17 protein-coding genes and 1 other RNA gene are annotated in these 17,753 nt (G+C 60.5%); 5 read left to right on the top strand and 13 right to left on the bottom strand.

The genetic code is table 11. From position 1 onward, the window contains the following. Positions 1–104 precede the first annotated feature (104 nt). Entirely contained in the window at positions 105–776 is a 672-nt protein-coding gene (locus A3H92_02970) for a molecular chaperone DnaJ (protein ID OHC75647.1), read from the bottom strand. A gap of 417 nt (positions 777–1,193) precedes the next feature. Here A3H92_02970 and A3H92_02965 point away from each other — a divergent pair, with 417 nt between their 5' ends. Next, positions 1,194–1,409, top strand: coding sequence for a hypothetical protein (locus tag A3H92_02965; GenBank protein OHC75646.1), 216 nt, complete (start codon positions 1,194–1,196; stop codon positions 1,407–1,409). Positions 1,410–1,515: 106 nt separating this feature from the next. Here the strand turns inward: A3H92_02965 and A3H92_02960 are convergent, their stop codons facing one another. The 5 genes from A3H92_02960 to A3H92_02940 are packed head-to-tail and all read right to left on the bottom strand — an operon-like array spanning position 1,516 to position 7,735. Continuing rightward, entirely contained in the window at positions 1,516–3,150 is a 1,635-nt protein-coding gene (locus A3H92_02960) for a hypothetical protein (protein OHC75645.1), read from the bottom strand. Then, positions 3,143–4,546: a hydroxyacid dehydrogenase gene (locus A3H92_02955; GenBank protein ID OHC75754.1), complete on the bottom strand. Its 1,404-nt coding sequence runs from the start codon at positions 4,544–4,546 to the stop codon at positions 3,143–3,145. The genes A3H92_02960 and A3H92_02955 overlap by 8 nt, the downstream gene beginning before the upstream one ends. 2 nt (positions 4,547–4,548) lie before the next feature. After that, on the bottom strand, positions 4,549–5,523 hold the full coding sequence (locus A3H92_02950) for a threonylcarbamoyl-AMP synthase (GenBank protein ID OHC75644.1): 975 nt from the start codon (positions 5,521–5,523) through the stop codon (positions 4,549–4,551). Continuing rightward, entirely contained in the window at positions 5,520–6,311 is a 792-nt protein-coding gene (locus A3H92_02945; GenBank protein OHC75643.1) for a 3'(2'),5'-bisphosphate nucleotidase, read from the bottom strand. The genes A3H92_02950 and A3H92_02945 overlap by 4 nt, the downstream gene beginning before the upstream one ends. Then, a complete protein-coding gene (locus tag A3H92_02940) occupies positions 6,308–7,735 on the bottom strand; it encodes an extradiol dioxygenase (GenBank protein OHC75642.1) in 1,428 nt (475 codons plus the stop codon). The genes A3H92_02945 and A3H92_02940 overlap by 4 nt, the downstream gene beginning before the upstream one ends. Positions 7,736–7,756: 21 nt before the next feature. Here A3H92_02940 and ssrA point away from each other — a divergent pair. The 4 genes from ssrA (at position 7,757) to A3H92_02920 (ending at position 10,911) form a co-directional block, all read left to right on the top strand. Continuing rightward, positions 7,757–8,074: a transfer-messenger RNA gene (ssrA, locus tag A3H92_02935) on the top strand. Positions 8,075–8,140: 66 nt separating this feature from the next. After that, entirely contained in the window at positions 8,141–8,605 is a 465-nt protein-coding gene (locus tag A3H92_02930) for a hypothetical protein (GenBank protein ID OHC75641.1), read from the top strand. Positions 8,606–8,637: 32 nt separating this feature from the next. Further along, on the top strand, positions 8,638–10,269 hold the full coding sequence (locus tag A3H92_02925; protein OHC75753.1) for a fumarate hydratase: 1,632 nt from the start codon (positions 8,638–8,640) through the stop codon (positions 10,267–10,269). Between the two features lie 312 nt (positions 10,270–10,581). Further along, complete coding sequence (locus A3H92_02920; protein ID OHC75640.1) at positions 10,582–10,911, top strand: Fis family transcriptional regulator; 330 nt, start codon at positions 10,582–10,584, stop codon at positions 10,909–10,911. Between the two features lie 293 nt (positions 10,912–11,204). On the opposite strand, the gene A3H92_02915 is transcribed toward A3H92_02920, so the two are convergent. The 7 genes from A3H92_02915 to A3H92_02885 all read right to left on the bottom strand — a co-directional run bounded on the left by A3H92_02915 (position 11,205) and on the right by A3H92_02885 (position 17,753). Continuing rightward, positions 11,205–11,393: a hypothetical protein gene (locus A3H92_02915; GenBank protein ID OHC75639.1), complete on the bottom strand. Its 189-nt coding sequence runs from the start codon at positions 11,391–11,393 to the stop codon at positions 11,205–11,207. 10 nt (positions 11,394–11,403) lie between these two features. Beyond that, positions 11,404–12,450 (bottom strand): N-acetyl-gamma-glutamyl-phosphate reductase, encoded by a 1,047-nt coding sequence (locus A3H92_02910; GenBank protein ID OHC75752.1) that lies wholly within the window; start codon positions 12,448–12,450, stop codon positions 11,404–11,406. 91 nt (positions 12,451–12,541) lie between these two features. Then, a complete protein-coding gene (locus tag A3H92_02905) occupies positions 12,542–13,060 on the bottom strand; it encodes a 30S ribosomal protein S9 (GenBank protein OHC75638.1) in 519 nt (172 codons plus the stop codon). A gap of 3 nt (positions 13,061–13,063) precedes the next feature. Then, positions 13,064–13,528: a 50S ribosomal protein L13 gene (locus A3H92_02900; protein ID OHC75637.1), complete on the bottom strand. Its 465-nt coding sequence runs from the start codon at positions 13,526–13,528 to the stop codon at positions 13,064–13,066. Positions 13,529–13,634: 106 nt separating this feature from the next. Continuing rightward, the gene (locus A3H92_02895; protein ID OHC75636.1) at positions 13,635–15,020 is read right to left on the bottom strand and encodes a protoporphyrinogen oxidase; all 1,386 of its coding nucleotides are present in this window, start codon (positions 15,018–15,020) and stop codon (positions 13,635–13,637) included. Next, a complete protein-coding gene (locus A3H92_02890; protein ID OHC75635.1) occupies positions 15,010–16,296 on the bottom strand; it encodes a hypothetical protein in 1,287 nt (428 codons plus the stop codon). The genes A3H92_02895 and A3H92_02890 overlap by 11 nt, the downstream gene beginning before the upstream one ends. Further along, a complete protein-coding gene (locus A3H92_02885; protein ID OHC75634.1) occupies positions 16,293–17,753 on the bottom strand; it encodes a hypothetical protein in 1,461 nt (486 codons plus the stop codon). Before A3H92_02885 ends, A3H92_02890 begins: the two co-directional genes overlap by 4 nt.

Raw genomic sequence — 17,753 nt, 5'->3', positions numbered from 1 at the left:
CGTTGAAAGGCTTGCCCGTAGTGTCCGCTACGGGCTGCGCCATTCTCCTGCCCACGACCCAAAATCGCTCCGGCGCAGACGATTCAATCTGGTCGCAACCCGCTCTAGGCGGCGTTGCGGCGCAGGCGCTCCATGGCGGCATTGAGCTGGCTCATGCGGTGATGACTGCCGAAGGCGCCGTCGGGATGGTGAACGATGGCGAGCGTACGAAAACGAGCCTTGAGGGCGCCGTGATCAGGCATGCTGCCGGGGGCGAAACCGAGGATATGGAGCGCATCCTCGCGGGAAGTTACCCCGTCGGGCAGAGGCTCGAAGGAAAGCACCGAAATCATGGCGCGCAGCCTTTCAATTTCCTCACGGGTTTCACGGATAAGGTCGGTCTCCGCCTTTTCCGTTTCAGGAGCGGCGACAGCTTCATCCGGCCCTTCAAGGCGCACCGCCTTCTCGCCCCGATCCATCGCCAGGGCCAGACCAAGAGCGCGACGGATGGTTACGATATCGCATTGCGGGGCCATGCGCACCTGCAGGCGCGGCTTGCGCCGCCAAGGCCGCCCTTTGGCCGATCCCGACTTGAGAATTACGGTTTCACGGTCTTTCATCCCCGGTTCTCCGGGGTCGGGAAAGGCGGCAATAGTCTCCGCCGGCATCATCAACACCACCGAACGCGCCAGATCGGCAACATTGACATTAGCCCGTCCGGCCAGTTCGATGACCGCGTCGCGAAAAGCCGACGAGCAGGGAATGGTGTACGAGTGCTTCAGTGCATTACCGGACATAACGGAGCATAGCCCTAATATATCTATGAATGGTAGGTAACATCCAACCGTACACCTATATCTGCCATCAAATGAATTTACGTTTTTTACGCCTCCAGTCAACTGTCGTTATCGGTTGCGGACTTACCCGGTTAAAACAGCCCCTACTAACTACGCCTGTTGTTATTCAAGAGGGATAATTCAGGCAATTCCTAAGCTTTCATTAATAAACTAACCCAATATTTCATATTTCCCGAATAACCGATTGAAATCACTGTATGTTTTCTTGTGCGCCCTTGGCTGTTTTTACCGACGTCTACTGCCGATTCACCGCTAAACCCCAGGTCCACAGCCCATTATGGGGCCTATTCGGCTCCTCGCCGGTGATTCCCCGATGCTCCCGGCCGGAACCCGATCCAATAGTCTTTGCGCTTGTCTATGAACCCCATGTCCGCCGAATCGAAGCCGATACAAATAATTCCGGGCAATCCCGACGGTCGGTCGATGGGCATCAGCGGACGAGGAATCGGTCACCCCCGCGCCGGAGCGTCTTTCAGGCCCTCGCCGATGCGCCGACAGACTGCCCGGCTTTTTGTAACGATGATTGCGCGCCCCCACGCGCCGGCGCTGAACATGGCCGACGCCTCCTCCTAACTCCATGAAATTACATCATTTTTTTTGAAACAAATTACCGGCGTCCCGGTCGCTCCTTCTGCGTTATTGTTTCGAAGAAAGAACAACAATCCCCGAACAGGCTTTTTCAGAGACGGCGGGCGGCGATAATTTCCTCATAAAGAGTCGTAATCTTCCTGATTTCCTTAGCCATGCCGAATTCCCGGTTAAAGCTTTTAATGTTTTCGACGCAGCTTTCGTAATCAAAGGTTTTGATCCGTTCGGCCACCTTGTCGATTTCATCCCTGGTCACCGCAAAGCCAAGTTTGTTGTCTTCGATAATGCGCGCCATGTATTCGTATTCAGCGGTGACGATGACGGGCAGGCCCGCCTCCAGGTACGAAAAAATCTTGGCGCTGGTGACGTTCTTGATATGGCTGTCCCGGTTCAGCGACTCTTCCAGTCTCAGATCAAAGATGTTTATGGCGAAATCATACGGGGCCATGACCTTGGCCAAAATATTGGGCGGCACTGACTCCCGCATACGGAAATGCGGATTCTCCTCCGCCAGCTTGTGATAATCGGCGAATGTCGCTTTATTAAATCCCACCGCTTGCTGGGAAGCGCAAAACACGTCGAGCTTCAACCCTTGGGCGACAAGGCGCCGGAAGGTTTCGCACTGATTGCGTTCAGGGAACAATTCCCTAGGATGATCCTTATCCTTGGGAACGAACATTCCCGCATACACCAGATGTACGGCGCCGTCTTTTTCAGACAACTTGCCGTCGCCGTAGCAAGTGAACTCAAGACAAGGATAGGGCTGAAATTCTATAATGCGCGTCAGGCCGCCGTGACGTCGGCGCAATTCTTCGTGAACCGGCGCCGGGAACCGGGTGATTACGGCGTCGGCTTCGAGGCAAACCGCCTTCTCCAGCAACAATTCCATATCCACGACGCGAGGACTCCACTTTATGCACAGCGCATCGCGGGGAGCGAAAACCGAAGTAACGTCGTAAAACTCGCAGACGCACGCTCCCTTGCGTTGGGCGCGGACCACGGAAACGCCCATGATGCTGTCCATGAACAGGCACTGGGCATGAAACACTTCCGCGTCCAGCCGCCCGACAAGCGTATCCAAAAGCCACAAATGGTTAGGAATCACCAGAACGGCCTCGAATCCCGTCTGAACGTCGGAGTTATACATATCCATATGGACGAGAAAGGTGCGCCAGCCGTTTTTCTGTAAATAACAGGCCTCGCGCAGAATTTGAAAAAACGGCCTGCGGGCGATGAAAACCACGCGCTTGGCGCCGGTTTCATTATTGTTCACCATCTCAATGAAAGATTTGCAGGGATCCGTTTCGACCTGCCGGTCAAGGTATCTCTTTAAGACATCGGCGTGTCCCGCCGCCAACGCCTTCTTGAAGAACGCCCGGAACAGCTCTTTGGCGTAGTCCTTATCGACCAGCAGGAAAAGTTCTTCGACGGCCTCGGCCATAAACTCCATATTCCACGAATTTATTTTTTTCTCCAAGCGCTCGATTTTGCTTTTCTTCCCGGCGTTTTCTTCATTTATCCGGGCCATTTGAAGAAGCGTTTGGAGAATCTTGGCGATTACCTGCTCATCGAAGAAGTACACGATCTCCCTCGCCGTCTTGGCCATGAGACTCATGTCTTCCTGAATGATGAATCCAAAACTGCGAAAATCGTCATAACGCTTTTGGATTTCATCGGGAAATTTGGTTATGGCCATTTTCAATTCGCTTACAGAGCGGTTAATCAAAAAGTATAACCTTGCCCGGATTCATGATGTTATCCGGGTCCAGCGCCTTTTTGAGAGTTCGCATCAGGTCCAGTTCCGTCTCGGACTTGAACCGTTCAAGGTCGTCGGTTTTCAGCATTCCGACGCCGTGCTCGGCGCTGAAGCTGCCGTTCATTTCCATAACAAGATCGTACACCAGACGATTGAGACGCTTCCTGTGGGAAAGAAACTCCCTGTCATCGGCGGCTTCAGGCCGGCTGAGGTTAAAGTGGATATTGCCGTCGCCCAGATGACCGAAGGCGACGACCCGCACGCCTTCCAGTTCTCCCTCGACCATAGGAACGGCGCGACGGAAGAACTCAGGCAACCTTGAAATCGGCGCCGAGATATCGTGCTTGATCGAAGCGCCCTCGCGCTTCTGGGCCTCGGCGATGGATTCGCGGATGCGCCACAAGTCGGCGGACTGGGACTCGCTGGAGGCAATGACCGCGTCAACCACAACGCCGTCCTTTATGGCCTCGGCCAGCGCTTCTTCAAGCGCCGGGCGCGGCGCGGCGCCGCAAAGTTCGACGAGGACGTACAACGGGTGCCGCTCGGCAAACGGATCGACACAACCCGGCATATGCCTGAAGGCCAATTGTACGCTGGTCTTGCACATGACCTCAAAGGCGGTGAGGCTGTCACCGGCTTGATCCCGCATTCGAACGAACAGTTCCAGCGCCGCCTCGTAAGTCGGCAGCGCCGCCAGCGCCGTCTCCCGCGCCTTCGGCCTGGGGAACAGCTTCAACACGGCGGCGGTGATGACGCCCAGCGTTCCCTCGGCGCCGATAAACAGGTGCTTCAGATCATAACCGGCATTATCCTTGCGCAAGGCCCTGAGACCGTTCCACAAACGGCCGTCGGGCAACGCCACTTCAAGGCCCAGCACCAGTTCCCGCATGCTGCCGTAACGCAGCACGGCGACGCCGCCGGCGTTGGTGGAAATGTTGCCGCCGATGCGACAGCTTCCCTCGGCGGCCAGACTTAAGGGAAACAGCGCCCCGGCGGCGGCGGCGGCGGCTTGGATATCGGCGAGGATGCAACCGGCCTCGACGGTGATGGCATGATTGACAATGTCCAGATTGCGGATGCGATTCAACCTGTCGGTTGACAAGATAATGCCGCCTCGGGGAACGCCGCCGCCGACCAGGCCGGTATTGCCGCCCTGGGGGGTGACGGGAATCTTGGCCCCGGCGCACAGGCGCACCACTTCCGCCGTTTCGGCGGCGGTCGAAGGACGGGCCACCAGAGCGCAATCGCCGTGATACAAGCCGCGCTGCTCCTCCAGATACGGCGCCATGTCATGACGGTCGGAAATCCACCCCTTGGGGCCTAACCGGCGGCGGATAGCGTCGAGAGCTTGTTCGGATGCGTTCATGGTCATGGTCCCGCCGTCGCCCGGCGCAGGCGGTCATTGATCGCCCGCCCAAGACCGTCTTCAGGAATCGGCATCACGGCGATAGCGTGAAACGCCGGATTATCCAGATCATGCAGCATGGCGAACAGATTGGCCGCCGCCTCGGTCAGGTCGCCGCTCGGACTTAGGTTGAGGACACGTTCCGCTTCTCCCTTGATTGCCTCGGAGCCGAAGGCAAGCAAGGCCTCGCCGCATTTGACTTCCCCGGCATCCAGCCTCAGCGGCAAGCGGGTGGCGTATTGGCGTCCCCCGGAGGCTCTGCCGGGGGCGGAAGGACCGACGCACGGCACATTGCAGGCGGAATAAAGAGGGCCGATAACGGCTTCGATATCCCGCGCCGAAATTGCTCCCGGCCTCATGATCAACGGCGATTCCTCGGTCAGATCGACGATGGTCGATTCGATGCCTACCCGGCACGGGCCGCCGTCCAGGATAAGGTCAACCGCGCCGCCGAGAGACTCGGCGACATGGGCGGCGGTGGTCGGACTGACATCGCCGGAGCGGTTGGCGCTGGGGGATGTCAACGGCCGGCCCGCCGCCCGCAACAGGGCCAGCGCCGTCCTGTCGCCGGGAACGCGCACGGCCAGCCTGTCCTGTCCGGCCCCGGCCAGCAGCGACACCTTGCCTTCCTTATGACGAAACAGGATCATGGTCAGCGCTCCCGGCCACATCGCCCCGGCCAGCTTCATGGCGCGGTCGTCAAACTTTACCGCCGAAGCGGCGGCCTCGGCATCGGCAAAGTGAACAATCAGCGGATTGAAGTTGGGCCTTTTTTTGGCGGCGAAAACGGTGGCGACGGCCCGATCATCGGTGGCGTCGGCGCCCAGGCCGTAAACGGTCTCGGTAGGGAAAGCGACCAGCTTGCCCTCGGTGATCAGCCTGGCGGCGAAGGCGATATTTTCGCCGGTCGCCGGCACGATAGCGCCGTTTTGAGTCAATTCCTTGATATCCCTATATCAGGACCGGCGGCGACGAAGTGAGGATTCTCGAAACCGGGCTTGGCATAGCAAAGATCGACGCCGTCCAGGGTTTTCACCTGACCGCCGGCGAACCGCAACACGGCGTGGCCGGCGGCGGTGTCCCATTCCATGGTGCGCCCGAGGCGGGGATAGATATCGGCGTTGCCTCGCGCCACTTCACAGAACTTCAACGAACTGCCGGCGCTGATTTCCTGTTTGATGGCGAACCCGGCCAGATAGCCGTCAATCTCCGGCGTGCGGTGAGAGCGGCTGACCAGCGCCGTCAGCCCGTCGGCGGGGGCCGGGCGACAGGCGATCTTATGAATGACGACGCCGGGCGCCGCAAAAAAAGACCCTTCGCGGCTGCCCCGGTAGGTGGCCTTGGTCACCGGCGCATGAACCACTCCCATCACCGGCTTGGCATTCTCGATAATGGCGATGTTGACGGTGAAGTCGGTTCCGCCCTTGACGAACTCCTTGGTGCCGTCCAGCGCGTCCACCAGCCAGAACGGCGTTTCGCCGATGTCGGGGATTTCGCCACGGGAAAAGGCTTCCTCGCTGACGATGGGAAGGGCGTCGGTTATATTCTTCCTGATGGCGTGAATGATAAATTCCTCGGCCTCGCGGTCGGCCTCGGTCACCGGCGATGAGTCGGCCTTGGCTTCCACCCGGACGCCCTTGTCGCGGATACTGATAATGCGCCCCCCGGCCTGCTCGGCGATGGCGCCGATCTGTTCCAGAAGGCGGCGTCCGATATTAAGGGTCAAATCGTTTCTCCTTTCGTATTGATCTCCGACCAACCGGCCTTGACCTCGCAGGTAACAAAACGCCCGGCCTTGAAGCCGTCGGACCAATGGTCGGCGGCGAGTCCCGCCTTGACTTTAAGACGACCGAAAAACGCCTCCGGCGCGGGCAGTTGCTCCCACACCGAAGGCAAAAACAGGGCGCGTTTTCCCCGATCCTCGATGACCAGCCCGTCCACGCCGGGGCGAAGCTGGGACAACAGATCGGCCTCATCGGCAAAGCGCATCGGCGTCCGGGCGCTCAGCACCGAGACGGACAGTTCCAGGCCTGCCGTTTCCTCAGCCGTGAGTCTGGGAAAACGGGGATCGGAGAAAGCCGCCGCGAAAGCATTCTCCGCCACGTCTTCAAACAGAGGACGCCGGGCCTCGAGCGAGCCGATGCAGCCCCTCAGCCGCCCGCCCCGATAGAGAGTGACAAAACAGGCGCCCTGCCCGCCCGGTTCTTTCGCGTAGTCTTCCGCCTTCGTCGCCAACGGGCGGCCATGGGTCAGGCCATGCTCGATGGAAGCCGCCGCCAGACGCAGCAGCGTCGCTCCATGAGCCTTCAGCAAGGCTTGGGTATGAGCGGCAAAATCATCCTCGCCGGAAATTGCCGCCGCTTCCGTCAGCACCCACGAGCCGTAGCCGACGACGCGACTTTTGTCGCCGGCGGTGTCGCCGGAGTTGCGCACGTCAACGGCGGCGATTTTCATCCCCCGGCGCCGGGCCAGCGTCAGCATTCCCTTGACCGGCGTCCGTCCGCAAGCCTGCTCGCGGCCGATGCCTTCCGGATTCAAATCCTCGATGGCCTTGCAGGTGACGGCGTCCAGCCGGCGGGCGGCGGCGTAGTCGAGAAAGTGACTGAGATCGGTGCTGATGACGATCAGCGTCTCCGGCCCGCCCCACAACGCCTCGATAACCTGGGCCACCTCATCGGCGCCGGCCTCGCCGACCACCAGCGGCGCCAGCGAAAAATCGCCGAGAACAACCTGGAGAAACGGCAAATGCACCTCAAGGCTATGCTCCCCGGCATGGGCGGCGTCAAACACGCTGACCTGGGGAAATTTCAGGGCGACCCGGCAGGCTTCTTTGTCGATGGGAATATTCCCCAACGGCGTGGCGAAAGCGTCAACGCTCGGCAAAGCCAACCCCCGCACCGCCGTCTTATGACAAGGCCCCAGCAGCACGACGCGCTTCACCGTCCCCGCCAGCGGCAAAACCCGAACGTAGGCGCAGGCCGCCACCGCCCCCGAATAAATATATCCGGCGTGCGGCGCAATGATCGCCTTAGGCGCCGGCCCATGAGACGGCGCCGCCTCCGCCAGGTATCCCCGAACGGCGGCATCCAGCTCCTCGGCGTCGCCGGGGTAAAATGCCCCCGCTACCGCCGGCGGCCTAAGGGAAGCCATAAAAATCTCCTCATTTATTCACTGCTTTCAAATAGTCCGTGATTTTAGTATACTGGAAAAGCCGGTTCACCGGCTATGGCGATAAACGCCATGCGGAATAGACGTTACGGACCCGGGGGCAGTGCCCGGCGCCTCCACCATATTCCCGCCGCAGGGCGGATTCTATGGGGGCGAAACAGGATTGACGTGCGTGGTAAAGGTATGGTTTTTGCTCGGCGGGGCGCCACCGTTATCGGTCCAAAACCTAGAAATGCCAACGATAATGAGGCATTTGCCGTAGCCGCTTAATTGCGTATGCGACGGGGCACGAGGGGCGCCTGGCAACAGAAGCCCCTCACTTACCCCCGGATCAAGTCCGGGGGCCGGATTAAGGCGGCGCTGAAAACGACCGCATAGAAGGAAACAATGGAAGAAGGACCCATCCGTTACGATCAATGGGTTGAGAACGCGCTTCGCGGCGTCGTCCTGCGCGCCCTTAAGCCGGCCGAACTCGGCGCCCTTCCCGGAGACCACCATTTCTATATCACCTTCAACACCGACGCCGCCGGGGTGGTCATCCCCAGGCATCTTAAAAATCAAAACCCGAAACAAATGACCATCGTCCTTCAGCACCAGTACGAAAACATGAAGGTCGGCGACGACTATTTCGAGGTGACGCTGCGCTTCGGCGGCAAACCCGGCCACCTGCGCATTCCCCTTAAGGCCATCGTCGTCTTTACCGATCCGTCGGTCAACTTCGCCCTCCAGTTCAAGGGAGCGCCCGAGGAAGATGAGGCCGCCGCCCCCGAACAAAATGCCGTCCCCACCGCCGTTAAGGACGACGACGCCGGCGGCAAGGTCATCGCCCTCAGCGCCTTCCGCAAAAAGTAGCCCCCCTTCCCTTTCACCTGAAAGACATGGTCATGAGCGATTTCGTCCACCACGAGATATTCCCCCTCGCCGACGACAAGACTCCATACAGGCTGCTGACTGCGGACCATGTGACCCGTTCCAGGTTCGAAGGACAGGCGATCCTCAAGATAGCTCCGCCGGCGCTGTCCCTGCTCGCCAGGACGGCGATGTTTGACATTTCCCATTTCCTGAGGCCGGGACACCTGCGACAACTGGCCGGGATACTTAACGACCGCGAGGCCTCGGACAATGACCGCTTCGTCGCCCTGGAATTGCTGAAGAACGCCAATATCGCCGCCGGCGGCGTATTACCCATGTGCCAGGACACCGGCACCGCCATCGTCATGGCGAAGAAAGGCCAACGGGTGTGGACCGGCGGCGGCGACGAGGCGGCGCTGGCCGAGGGCGTCAGCCATGCCTATCTGGAACACAATCTGCGCTACAGCCAGGTGGCGCCGCTTTCCATGTACAACGAGGTCAACACCGGCAACAATCTGCCGGCCCAGATCGACATCTACGCCGCCGACGGCGACGCCTACAAGTTCCTGTTCATGGCCAAGGGCGGCGGCTCGGCCAACAAGACCTTCCTTTACCAGCAGACCAAGGCGCTGCTGAACCCGACCGCCCTGACGGCCTTCCTCGACGAAAAGATCAGGACGCTCGGCACCGCCGCCTGCCCGCCTTACCATCTGGCGATCGTCATCGGCGGCACGTCGGGGGAAATGACCCTGAAAACGGTCAAGCTGGCCAGCGCCCGCTGTCTGGACGGCCTGCCGACCGACGGCGACAAGCATGGTCGGGCCTTCCGCGACCCGGAAATGGAGCAGGCGGTGCTGAAGCTGACCCAGGATATGGGCATCGGCGCCCAGTTCGGCGGCAAGTACTTCTGCCTTGATGTCCGCGTCATCCGCCTGCCCCGGCACGGCGCCTCGTGTCCGGTGGGGATCGGCGTTTCATGTTCGGCGGATCGCCAGATTATGGGCAAGATCACCGCCGAGGGCGTTTTCCTGGAACAGTTGGAAACCGACCCGGCCAAACACATGCCGGATATCAGCGGCAAACAACTGAGCGGCGCGGCGGTCAGCATCGACCTCGGCCGCCCGATGGCCGAGATTCTGGCCGCTCTTTCCAAACACCCGATCAAGACGCGACTCAGCCTGAACGGGCCGCTGATCGTCGCCCGCGACATCGCTCACGCCAAGCTGAAGGAACGCCTCGACGCCGGCCGGGGCCTGCCCCAATACTTCAAGGACCACGCCGTTTACTACGCCGGTCCGGCCAAGACGCCCAAAGGCTATGCCTCAGGCTCCTTCGGGCCGACCACGGCGGGGCGCATGGATTCCTATGTCGATCTGTTCCAGCAGGCCGGAGGCTCCATGGTGATGCTGGCCAAGGGCAATCGCTCCGCCGCCGTCACCCGCGCCTGCAAGAAACACGGCGGATTTTATTTAGGGTCAATCGGCGGCCCGGCGGCGAAACTGGCCAGGGACTGCATCAGGAAAGTGGAATGCGTCGAATACGAAGAACTGGGCATGGAAGCGGTGTGGAAAATCGAGGTCGAGAACTTCCCCGCCTTCATCGTCGTCGATGACAAGGGCAACGACTTCTTCCTGGAATTCGCCGCCCCCATCCATAACGGGTGAAGGGCGAGGACTTATTGCGTCATAAGCGCGTTAAATGACGTTTTAACCACGTTAAATGATGTTTTAATCACGTTTATAGCGGTCTTAACCATGGCGAATCGGCCTTAACCCATTGATATTAAACAAAACCACCCCTAAAAAAGCCGTAAAATGTTATTGGGGTTAATCACCACAGAGGCGCAGAGGCGCAGAGAAGATTTAAGTGCGCTTCCTACAATTTAAAAATTTATTCTTTCTCTTTCTTCTCTGTGCCTCTGTGGTCCAAAAAACCATGTTTTCCAAGTCAATGCGCCGGAAGAAGGAGATTGGATAATGACAAAGGCAAAACAGAAAACAAAAACCGCCGCCAAAGGCAAGGTCGGCTCCTCCTTTGAGGGCTTTCTCAAGAATGAAGGAACCTACGAAGAAACCACCTCATTAGCTATCAAGCGGGTTCTGGCGTGGCAGATCGAACAGGCCATGAGCGATCAGGGCGTAACCAAGGCAAAAATGGCCGCCCGCATGAAAACCAGCCTAAGCCAGCTCGACCGCCTGCTCGACCCCTGTAACGACAAGGTTCAGCTTGATACCCTGCACCGGGCGGCGCTGGCGCTCGGCAAACGGATGATGATCAGTCTGGAGGATGCCGGCAATGTCCGGTAGGTTTATGGAATTAAATACTGCGTCCCTTTAATTCTCCTTCGTAATAAAAAGGAGATATGGGGATGCAAGGGAGATAAGGGGGGCAGGGGAATTTTTTTGTCGGCGTTAACCGCAGAGGCACAGAGAAGATTTAAATGCGCTTCTTACAATTCAAAAACTTATTTTTCCCTTTCTTCTCTGTGTCTCTGCGTCTCTGTTGTCCAAAAACAATTCCCGACACGACGACAGCCGGACGTTTTTTGGCGGCAAATCTGTCTGAAAACGGGAAAGGAACGACCACCACGTCGAACGGTTCATAGGTCACGCCAGGCTTCCTCATCCTCAGGGTCGGTCCATTCGGTCAGCGTGGCGTGAACGGCCCTGACGTAATCGTCGCCCGACGTCACCTTGCGCAGGGAGACCCGGTCCCCCTCGACATCCACGGCGACTACGTCGCCGGCCGACAAGTGAATCGCTTCGCGAACTTTCTTCGGGATCGTCATCTGCCCCCCCTCACGGGAACAGCGGTTGTTGTTCCAGGCCCATGGTTTCCGGCAGGCCGAACATGATGTTCATGTTCTGCACCGCCTGGCCGGAGGCTCCCTTAACCAGATTGTCGATGACGGAGACGATCACGGCCCGCCCCGCCGGCCGGTCGGCGAAGACGCCGATCAGGCAGTAGTTGGAACCGCGAACATGACGGGTGGAGGGGATAACGCCCATAGCCGTAATCCGCACGAAAGGCTCGCCCCGGTAGCATTCGACCAGAGCGTCCCGCAGGTCGGAGGCCTCCTTGCCCTTGGCCATCTTGACATAGATGGTGGAAAGGATGCCCCGGTTCATCGGCGTCAGATGGGGAGTAAAACTGATCGCCACCGGCCTTCCCCGCGCCCGCCCCAGGCCCTGTTCGATCTCGGGAATATGCCGATGGCCGGCGATGCCGTAGGCGCTGATGCCCTCCGCCGCCTCGGCATATAACGAAGTCTCCTTGAGCGCCCGGCCCGCGCCGCTGACGCCCGACTTGGCGTCGATAATAATGTCGTCGGCGTCGATCAGGCCGGCCTTTACAAGCGGAATCAGCGGCAACTGAGCCGAAGTCGGATAGCAGCCGGGACAGGCCACCAGCCGCGCCCCGGCGATCTCGGCGCGGGCCAGTTCGCTCAACCCGTACACCGCTTCTTTCTGCAATTTCATGGCCTTGTGTTTTGCGCCGTACCATTGGGCGTACAGGTCCCCGTCGGCGAGACGGAAATCCGCCGAAAGGTCGATCACCCTGACCCGCTCCGGCAGGGCGGCGATAATCTCTTGCGAGGCGCCGTGAGGCAGGCAACAAAAGGCCGCGTCAACCCCGGTCCAGTCCACCCGGTCAAGCGAAACCAGATCGGGAACAGCCGCCCCGGCAAGGTGAGGAAACGCCTCGCCGAAGGCCGTCCCCGCCTTGCGGTCGGCGGTCGCGGCGACGATCCGGACGGCGCCGTGCCCGGCCAGAATCCGCGCCAGTTCGGCGCCGGTGTAACCGCTGGCGCCGACAATAACCGCCTTGATGACTTTTTTGGATATGCTCATGGCCGGTGACTCCGCATGGCTGAAATGAAAAGGGCGCCCCGCAAGGGACGCCCTATCATAAAACAGAAGCGGCTTCTTGCGAAGTTTATCGCTTGGAGAACTGGAAGCTGCGGCGGGCCTTGCGCTTGCCGTACTTCTTGCGCTCGACGACGCGGGAGTCGCGGGTCAGGAAGCCGCCGGCCTTCAACGGCGGGCGCAATCCCGGCTCGAACAGGGTCAACGCCTTGCTGATGCCCTGACGAACGGCGCCGGCCTGACCGGACAAACCGCCGCCCTTGACCGTGCAAAACACGTCAAACTGGCCTTCGCGGCCGGCGCAGGCGAACGGCTGGTTGATCAGCATCCGCAGCACCGGGCGGGCGAAATAACTTTTAGAGTCCCGTCCGTTCACCGTGATCTTGCCGGGTCCGGGCTTGATCCATACGCGGGCGACGGCGTTTTTGCGCTTTCCGGTCGCCCGTGAGCGGCCCTGGGCGTCTTTTACCGGCTCTTTGCGCGCCGCCGCAGGTTCTTCCGCCGCAGCGACGACGCCCTTGGCGACAACGGGAGTAACGAGAGTCTTAAGGCCCTTAAGATCACCCAAGGTTTTTGTTCCCTCAGCCATGCCTTATGCGCTCCTTTTATTTTTCGGGTTCATCGCCGCCACGTCGAGAACTTCCGGACTTTGCGCCGTGTGCGGATGCTCGCTCCCGGCGTAGACATGCAATTTGCGCATCTGCCGGCGGCCGAGAGGTATGCGCGAGATCATCCGTTCGACGGCCTTGATCACCACTCTTTCCGGATGCTTGCCGCCGAGGATCGTTTCCACGCGACGTTCCTTGATGCCGCCGGGATATCCGGTATGCCAGTGGAACACCTTGTCCTTGCGCTTGTTTCCGGTCAACTTGACCTTTTCGGCGTTGATCACGATGACATTGTCGCCGCAATCAATGTGCGGCGTGTAAATGGTTTTGTCCTTGCCGCGCAGGCGTGCGGCGATAACGGCGGAAAGACGCCCGAGAACGACATCCTCGGCATCAATAACGTACCATTTTCTCACAACTTCGGAAGGCTTGGCGGAATAGGTCTTCATCGCGCATCATATCCTGATTCATCTTCGCGGGGGGCGGAGTATGCCACAGAATATCTGCAAGTCAACGTGAAATACCACAGGATTATCGCGCCTTGCCGGAGCGGTATTATAATACCGCGCTCCGGTCGGCGGGCCGGATTTCGTCAAGAAAGCCGTGAACGCCGGAGGCGGTTTCCCTCGACATGGCCAAACAGGAGGCGACCGAGGGGCCGTGAAAATAATTTCCGGTAACGAACAGGCCGGGCCGGCGCTGACCGGCATTTTTCAGACAAGTCGTGCGCTCCTGGTGGCCGATCCTGTATTGCGGCAGGCCCAGCGGCCAGTGCCGCACCTGGGCAACCACAGGCTCTCCCTTGACGCCGATCAGCTTGCGGAAATCTTCGAGCGCCAGATCGAGCAGTTCCTCTCTCGGCAGTCTCGCCAGTTCCGGCGACCTGGCGCCGCCGAGATATCCGGCGACGCCGACATGTCCCTCCGGGGCGCGTCCGGGAAACATGGTGGAGCAAAATTGAGCGCCGCTCAACGAGCGCCCTTCCTTGCGGGACGTCAGGAAGCCGAGGCCGTCAAGCGGATGATCCACCTGCCGGCGTTCAAAGCCGAAAAAGGCTACGGCCAACGGCGGCGCGTCAATTTCTCCGGCGGCGCAGGCGGCGTCATTGTCGACGCCTTCCAGCAGCCGCGCCGCCACATGAGGCTGGGTGGCGATAATCACCGACCTTGCGGCGAACGCCCCCGCCGGACCCGCATCCACCTTGAATCCGCCGGAAACCGCCTGAAGCCCGCGCACCGTGATCCCGGCGCGCACCGCCTCGCCGAGGTCGGCGGCGAGGGCGCGGGGAAGAGAAGCAATGCCGTCCTGCCAGGAAAACAGACGGCTGCTCGGCATCCTGACGCCGCGCTTGTGACGGCGCAGCAACCCGCGTGAAACGGCGCCGTACTTCTGCTCCAGTTCGACCAGCTTGGGAAACACGGCGGAGACGGAAAGCTCGTCGGCGCGTCCGGCATAAATGCCGGCGACCATGGGATCAATAATCCGTTCCAGAAACTCCGGGCCGAACCGGCGAACGCAGAACTCCGCCACCGTTTCTTCCTTGCCGTCGGCGGCGGCGGGAACCGCAAACTCGCCGAGCAGACGCAGCTTTCCCCTAAGGGACATGTATCCGGAAAGGAAAAAGCCCATGGAACTTACCGACAGGCCGCGAAGGACGCCGCCGCCGACCAGATAGCGCCGCCGCACGCCGCCGCCGAGGTTGCAGCGTTCGCCGTTAAGCCCAAGCATCCCGGAGAAATCATTGGCGATGTCGGAACCGGCGTTGACCGTGCTCGGCCCGTGCTCCATCAGGAAGCCGCCGCCGAGGCGCTCCGAACAGGCGCTGCCGCCGGGATCGGCCTGGCGCTCCAGCACCACCACCCGCCGGCCGCGACGCTTCAGGTCCCAGGCGCAGGCCAGCCCGGAGATGCCTCCTCCGATAATCGCCGCATCAACCGTCAACGCCCGTCCTCCCCGGTATTTTCATACGCGGCCCGGCATTTCCGAAACGCCGCTTCATCAGCTTTTGCATATCGTCAACGGTCACCATAGCATGTCCGTTGTCGCGGGCGTAGTCCTCGGTGCGCTTGCGGATCATCCGGCGCAGGAAGGAAGGCGCCCTTTTCAACCGCGCCTCGGCCTCCACAGACCACGGAAGCGCCGCCGCCCCCTCCTGCTGCGGCTCGATCACCGCGCCGCCTTTTGGTTGGTAGTCGCACAGGAAGTCCTCCTCCATAAGCCCGCCGCTCCGCGCCTGGGGACGCGCCCGGCAGCCGCCGCAAATTTTCATATACTCGCATTTCCCGCAGCGGCCCTCCAGCTTCGGCGTCCGCAGCGCCTTGAACAGCGGCGCATTGCGCCATATTTCGGCGAAACCCCGGTCGCGGACGGAGCCGGCGGAGTTCTCCATATAGGGACAGGGCGTTACTTCGCCTTCCGGCGTGACCCGGCAATAGCGGGTTCCGGCCAGACATCCTCCCGCCTCATAGCCGTGGGCCAGGGTAATCGGCCATGCCGGGTCCAGTTCCATCGCCATGCGCTTGAAGTGCGGAGCGCATTTGGCCCGCACGATCAATTCCTGTTCATCATGAGCGGCCCTGGTGACCTTTCTCAGAACCCGCTCGTAGACATCATGGGAGATATTGGTCGCCTTCTCGCCGCGTCCGGTGCATACCAGAAAAAAGACATTCAGAACCAACGCGCCGGACGACTTGGCGAAGGCGATCATATCGTCCAGTTCGTCGGCGTTGTCGTCGGTGACCGAAAAATGAATCTGAAACCCGAGGCCGCCGCGCCGGCAGGCTTCGATGGACGCCATCGTCTTGTCCCAGGCGCCGGACAGGCCGCGAAAAGCGTCATGATGCCCGGGATTGAGAGAATCCAGGCTGACCCCGACGCCCTGCACCCCCGATTCTTTCAGCTCCGCCACCCGCCCGTCATCCAGCATCGTGCCGTTGGTTCCCACCACCGCCATCAGGCCCAGGCTATGGGCGTGACGGGCCAGTTCAGGAACATCGGCCCGCATCATCGGCTCGCCGCCGGTCAACACGACCATGGTTTCGTCGCTCAACGAGGCGATGCCGTCAAGAACCGCCTTCACCTCGGCGGTGGAAAGTTCATTATCGCCGCGCCTGCGGACGCCGGCGTCGAGATAGCAATGGCCGCAATTCAGGTTACAGCGCCGCGTCAGGTTCAGGGCCACCAGAAAAGGATGTTTTGCGGTCGCCACGGCCTCTATTCCCCGCCGCCGTCAAGAAACTTCAGGACATCAACGGCCTTTACTTTCTCCCTCCCCTCGCGATGGGCCGACTTTTCAGCGCGCAGGCGGATATTGCCGGCCAGGGCCTTGTCATTCAGCCCCTCGACCAGAGCCGTCGCCTCATCGGTCCAGGTAAGTTCCTGCTTTGCCTTCTCCTTGTCTTGGCCTGAATAAGGACACTTTCCGCCGCCGCCTCCCGGCATTAATTTTTTGGCGACCTCTTCCACCATGCTCCTGGTAATGAAGGTGTGGCCGCTGTCCTGGGCCAGCCTCATCACCGCCGTGCGCGCCATGCCGCGAGCGAATTCCGGCGCCCGGTTGAGCATCTCTTCGGCTTCGTTGCTCCAGGTCATGGTTTCCTCGGCGACTACGTCCAGCGGCGGGACATAAGTCGTCCGCCCGAGCCATACATGGCAGGGCGCCGTCCGCAGCAGGTTCTCGGCGTTGCCGCCGATATCAAGGTAGGAATCGGCGTGAATGCCGATCTTGCCGATTATCAGCAGGCTTGCCCCGACTTTTCCCAGGTAATCGGCAATCGCCCGGTACGGCTTGCCGTCAAGCAATTCAAGGGTAAGTTTAACGCCTTCTTCCTCGGCCATGACGCGGGCGACTTCCAGATGCGCCTGATAAATCTTGGCGAGGCCGTCGTCGATAAGCTCCTCGTGAAGTTTTTCCTGCTCCTTGAAGCGGAACACCTTGCCGGCCTCGTCGCTGAGCACGCCGGCGATCTTGTTGAAGGCCACATAATGGTAATAAGGATCGTAAGCCGCCACCGCGTGAAGCGGAATCCCCAGCCGACGGCTGATCGCAAAGCCGGTTTTCAGCGCCCCGAAGGACTGCGCCGAGCCGTCCACGCCGACGACGACGGGGCCGTCGCCGATAGCCCTTTCCGGATCGCGGATGACCAACACATCAATGGCGCTGCGCCGGACCACCCGCTCACAGACGGAGCCGATCACGCTGCCCGGAATGCCGCCCAGGCCCAGGGCGCCGAGCGCCAAAAGGCTGTAGTCGCCGTTTTCCACGGCTTCCACAATCCGCCGGTAATTCTTTCCTTCCGGGCTGAGGCGTTGGTAAGGCCGGCCGGCTTCCTTGCAGGAACGTTCGGCGGCGTCGTGATAACTGTCGCTGATGATGTCAAGGCCACGGGTGATCAGGCTGTCATGAACCTCGCGCTGGCGCTCCATCTCCTGTTCTTCGAGATAGCGCTCCGGCAGACCGCCTTCCATCTGGCGGAAGCGACGGTCATGAAGTTTAGCGGCGTAGGCATGGATGCCGATGATGACGCCATCGGACGTATTGACCAGCCTCAGCGCCTCCGCCAGCGCCCGGTCGGCATGGTCGGAAGCGTCCAACGCCACCAGAATGCGTTTGAACCGACCGGACTCGTCCTCCGGCGGCGCCTCGACAAAAGAAGCCTGCGGCGCTATGGCCAT

The organism is Rhodospirillales bacterium RIFCSPLOWO2_02_FULL_58_16, assembly GCA_001830425.1.
Lineage (GTDB): Bacteria > Pseudomonadota > Alphaproteobacteria > Rhodospirillales > 2-02-FULL-58-16 > 2-02-FULL-58-16.
The sequence above is the reverse complement of the archived record's forward strand: the minus strand, read 5'-3'. Positions and strand labels throughout refer to the sequence as shown.

Coding starts and splice junctions, on each gene's coding strand:
- A3H92_02970 (OHC75647.1), bottom strand. CDS start 776: ATGTCCGGTAATGCACTGAAGCACTCGTACACCATTCCCTGCTCGTCG.
- A3H92_02965 (OHC75646.1), top strand. CDS start 1,194: ATGAACCCCATGTCCGCCGAATCGAAGCCGATACAAATAATTCCGGGC.
- A3H92_02955 (OHC75754.1), bottom strand. CDS start 4,546: ATGAACGCATCCGAACAAGCTCTCGACGCTATCCGCCGCCGGTTAGGC.
- A3H92_02940 (OHC75642.1), bottom strand. CDS start 7,735: ATGGCTTCCCTTAGGCCGCCGGCGGTAGCGGGGGCATTTTACCCCGGC.
- A3H92_02930 (OHC75641.1), top strand. CDS start 8,141: ATGGAAGAAGGACCCATCCGTTACGATCAATGGGTTGAGAACGCGCTT.
- A3H92_02925 (OHC75753.1), top strand. CDS start 8,638: ATGAGCGATTTCGTCCACCACGAGATATTCCCCCTCGCCGACGACAAG.
- A3H92_02920 (OHC75640.1), top strand. CDS start 10,582: ATGACAAAGGCAAAACAGAAAACAAAAACCGCCGCCAAAGGCAAGGTC.
- A3H92_02915 (OHC75639.1), bottom strand. CDS start 11,393: ATGACGATCCCGAAGAAAGTTCGCGAAGCGATTCACTTGTCGGCCGGC.
- A3H92_02905 (OHC75638.1), bottom strand. CDS start 13,060: ATGGCTGAGGGAACAAAAACCTTGGGTGATCTTAAGGGCCTTAAGACT.
- A3H92_02900 (OHC75637.1), bottom strand. CDS start 13,528: ATGAAGACCTATTCCGCCAAGCCTTCCGAAGTTGTGAGAAAATGGTAC.
- A3H92_02885 (OHC75634.1), bottom strand. CDS start 17,753: ATGGCCATAGCGCCGCAGGCTTCTTTTGTCGAGGCGCCGCCGGAGGAC.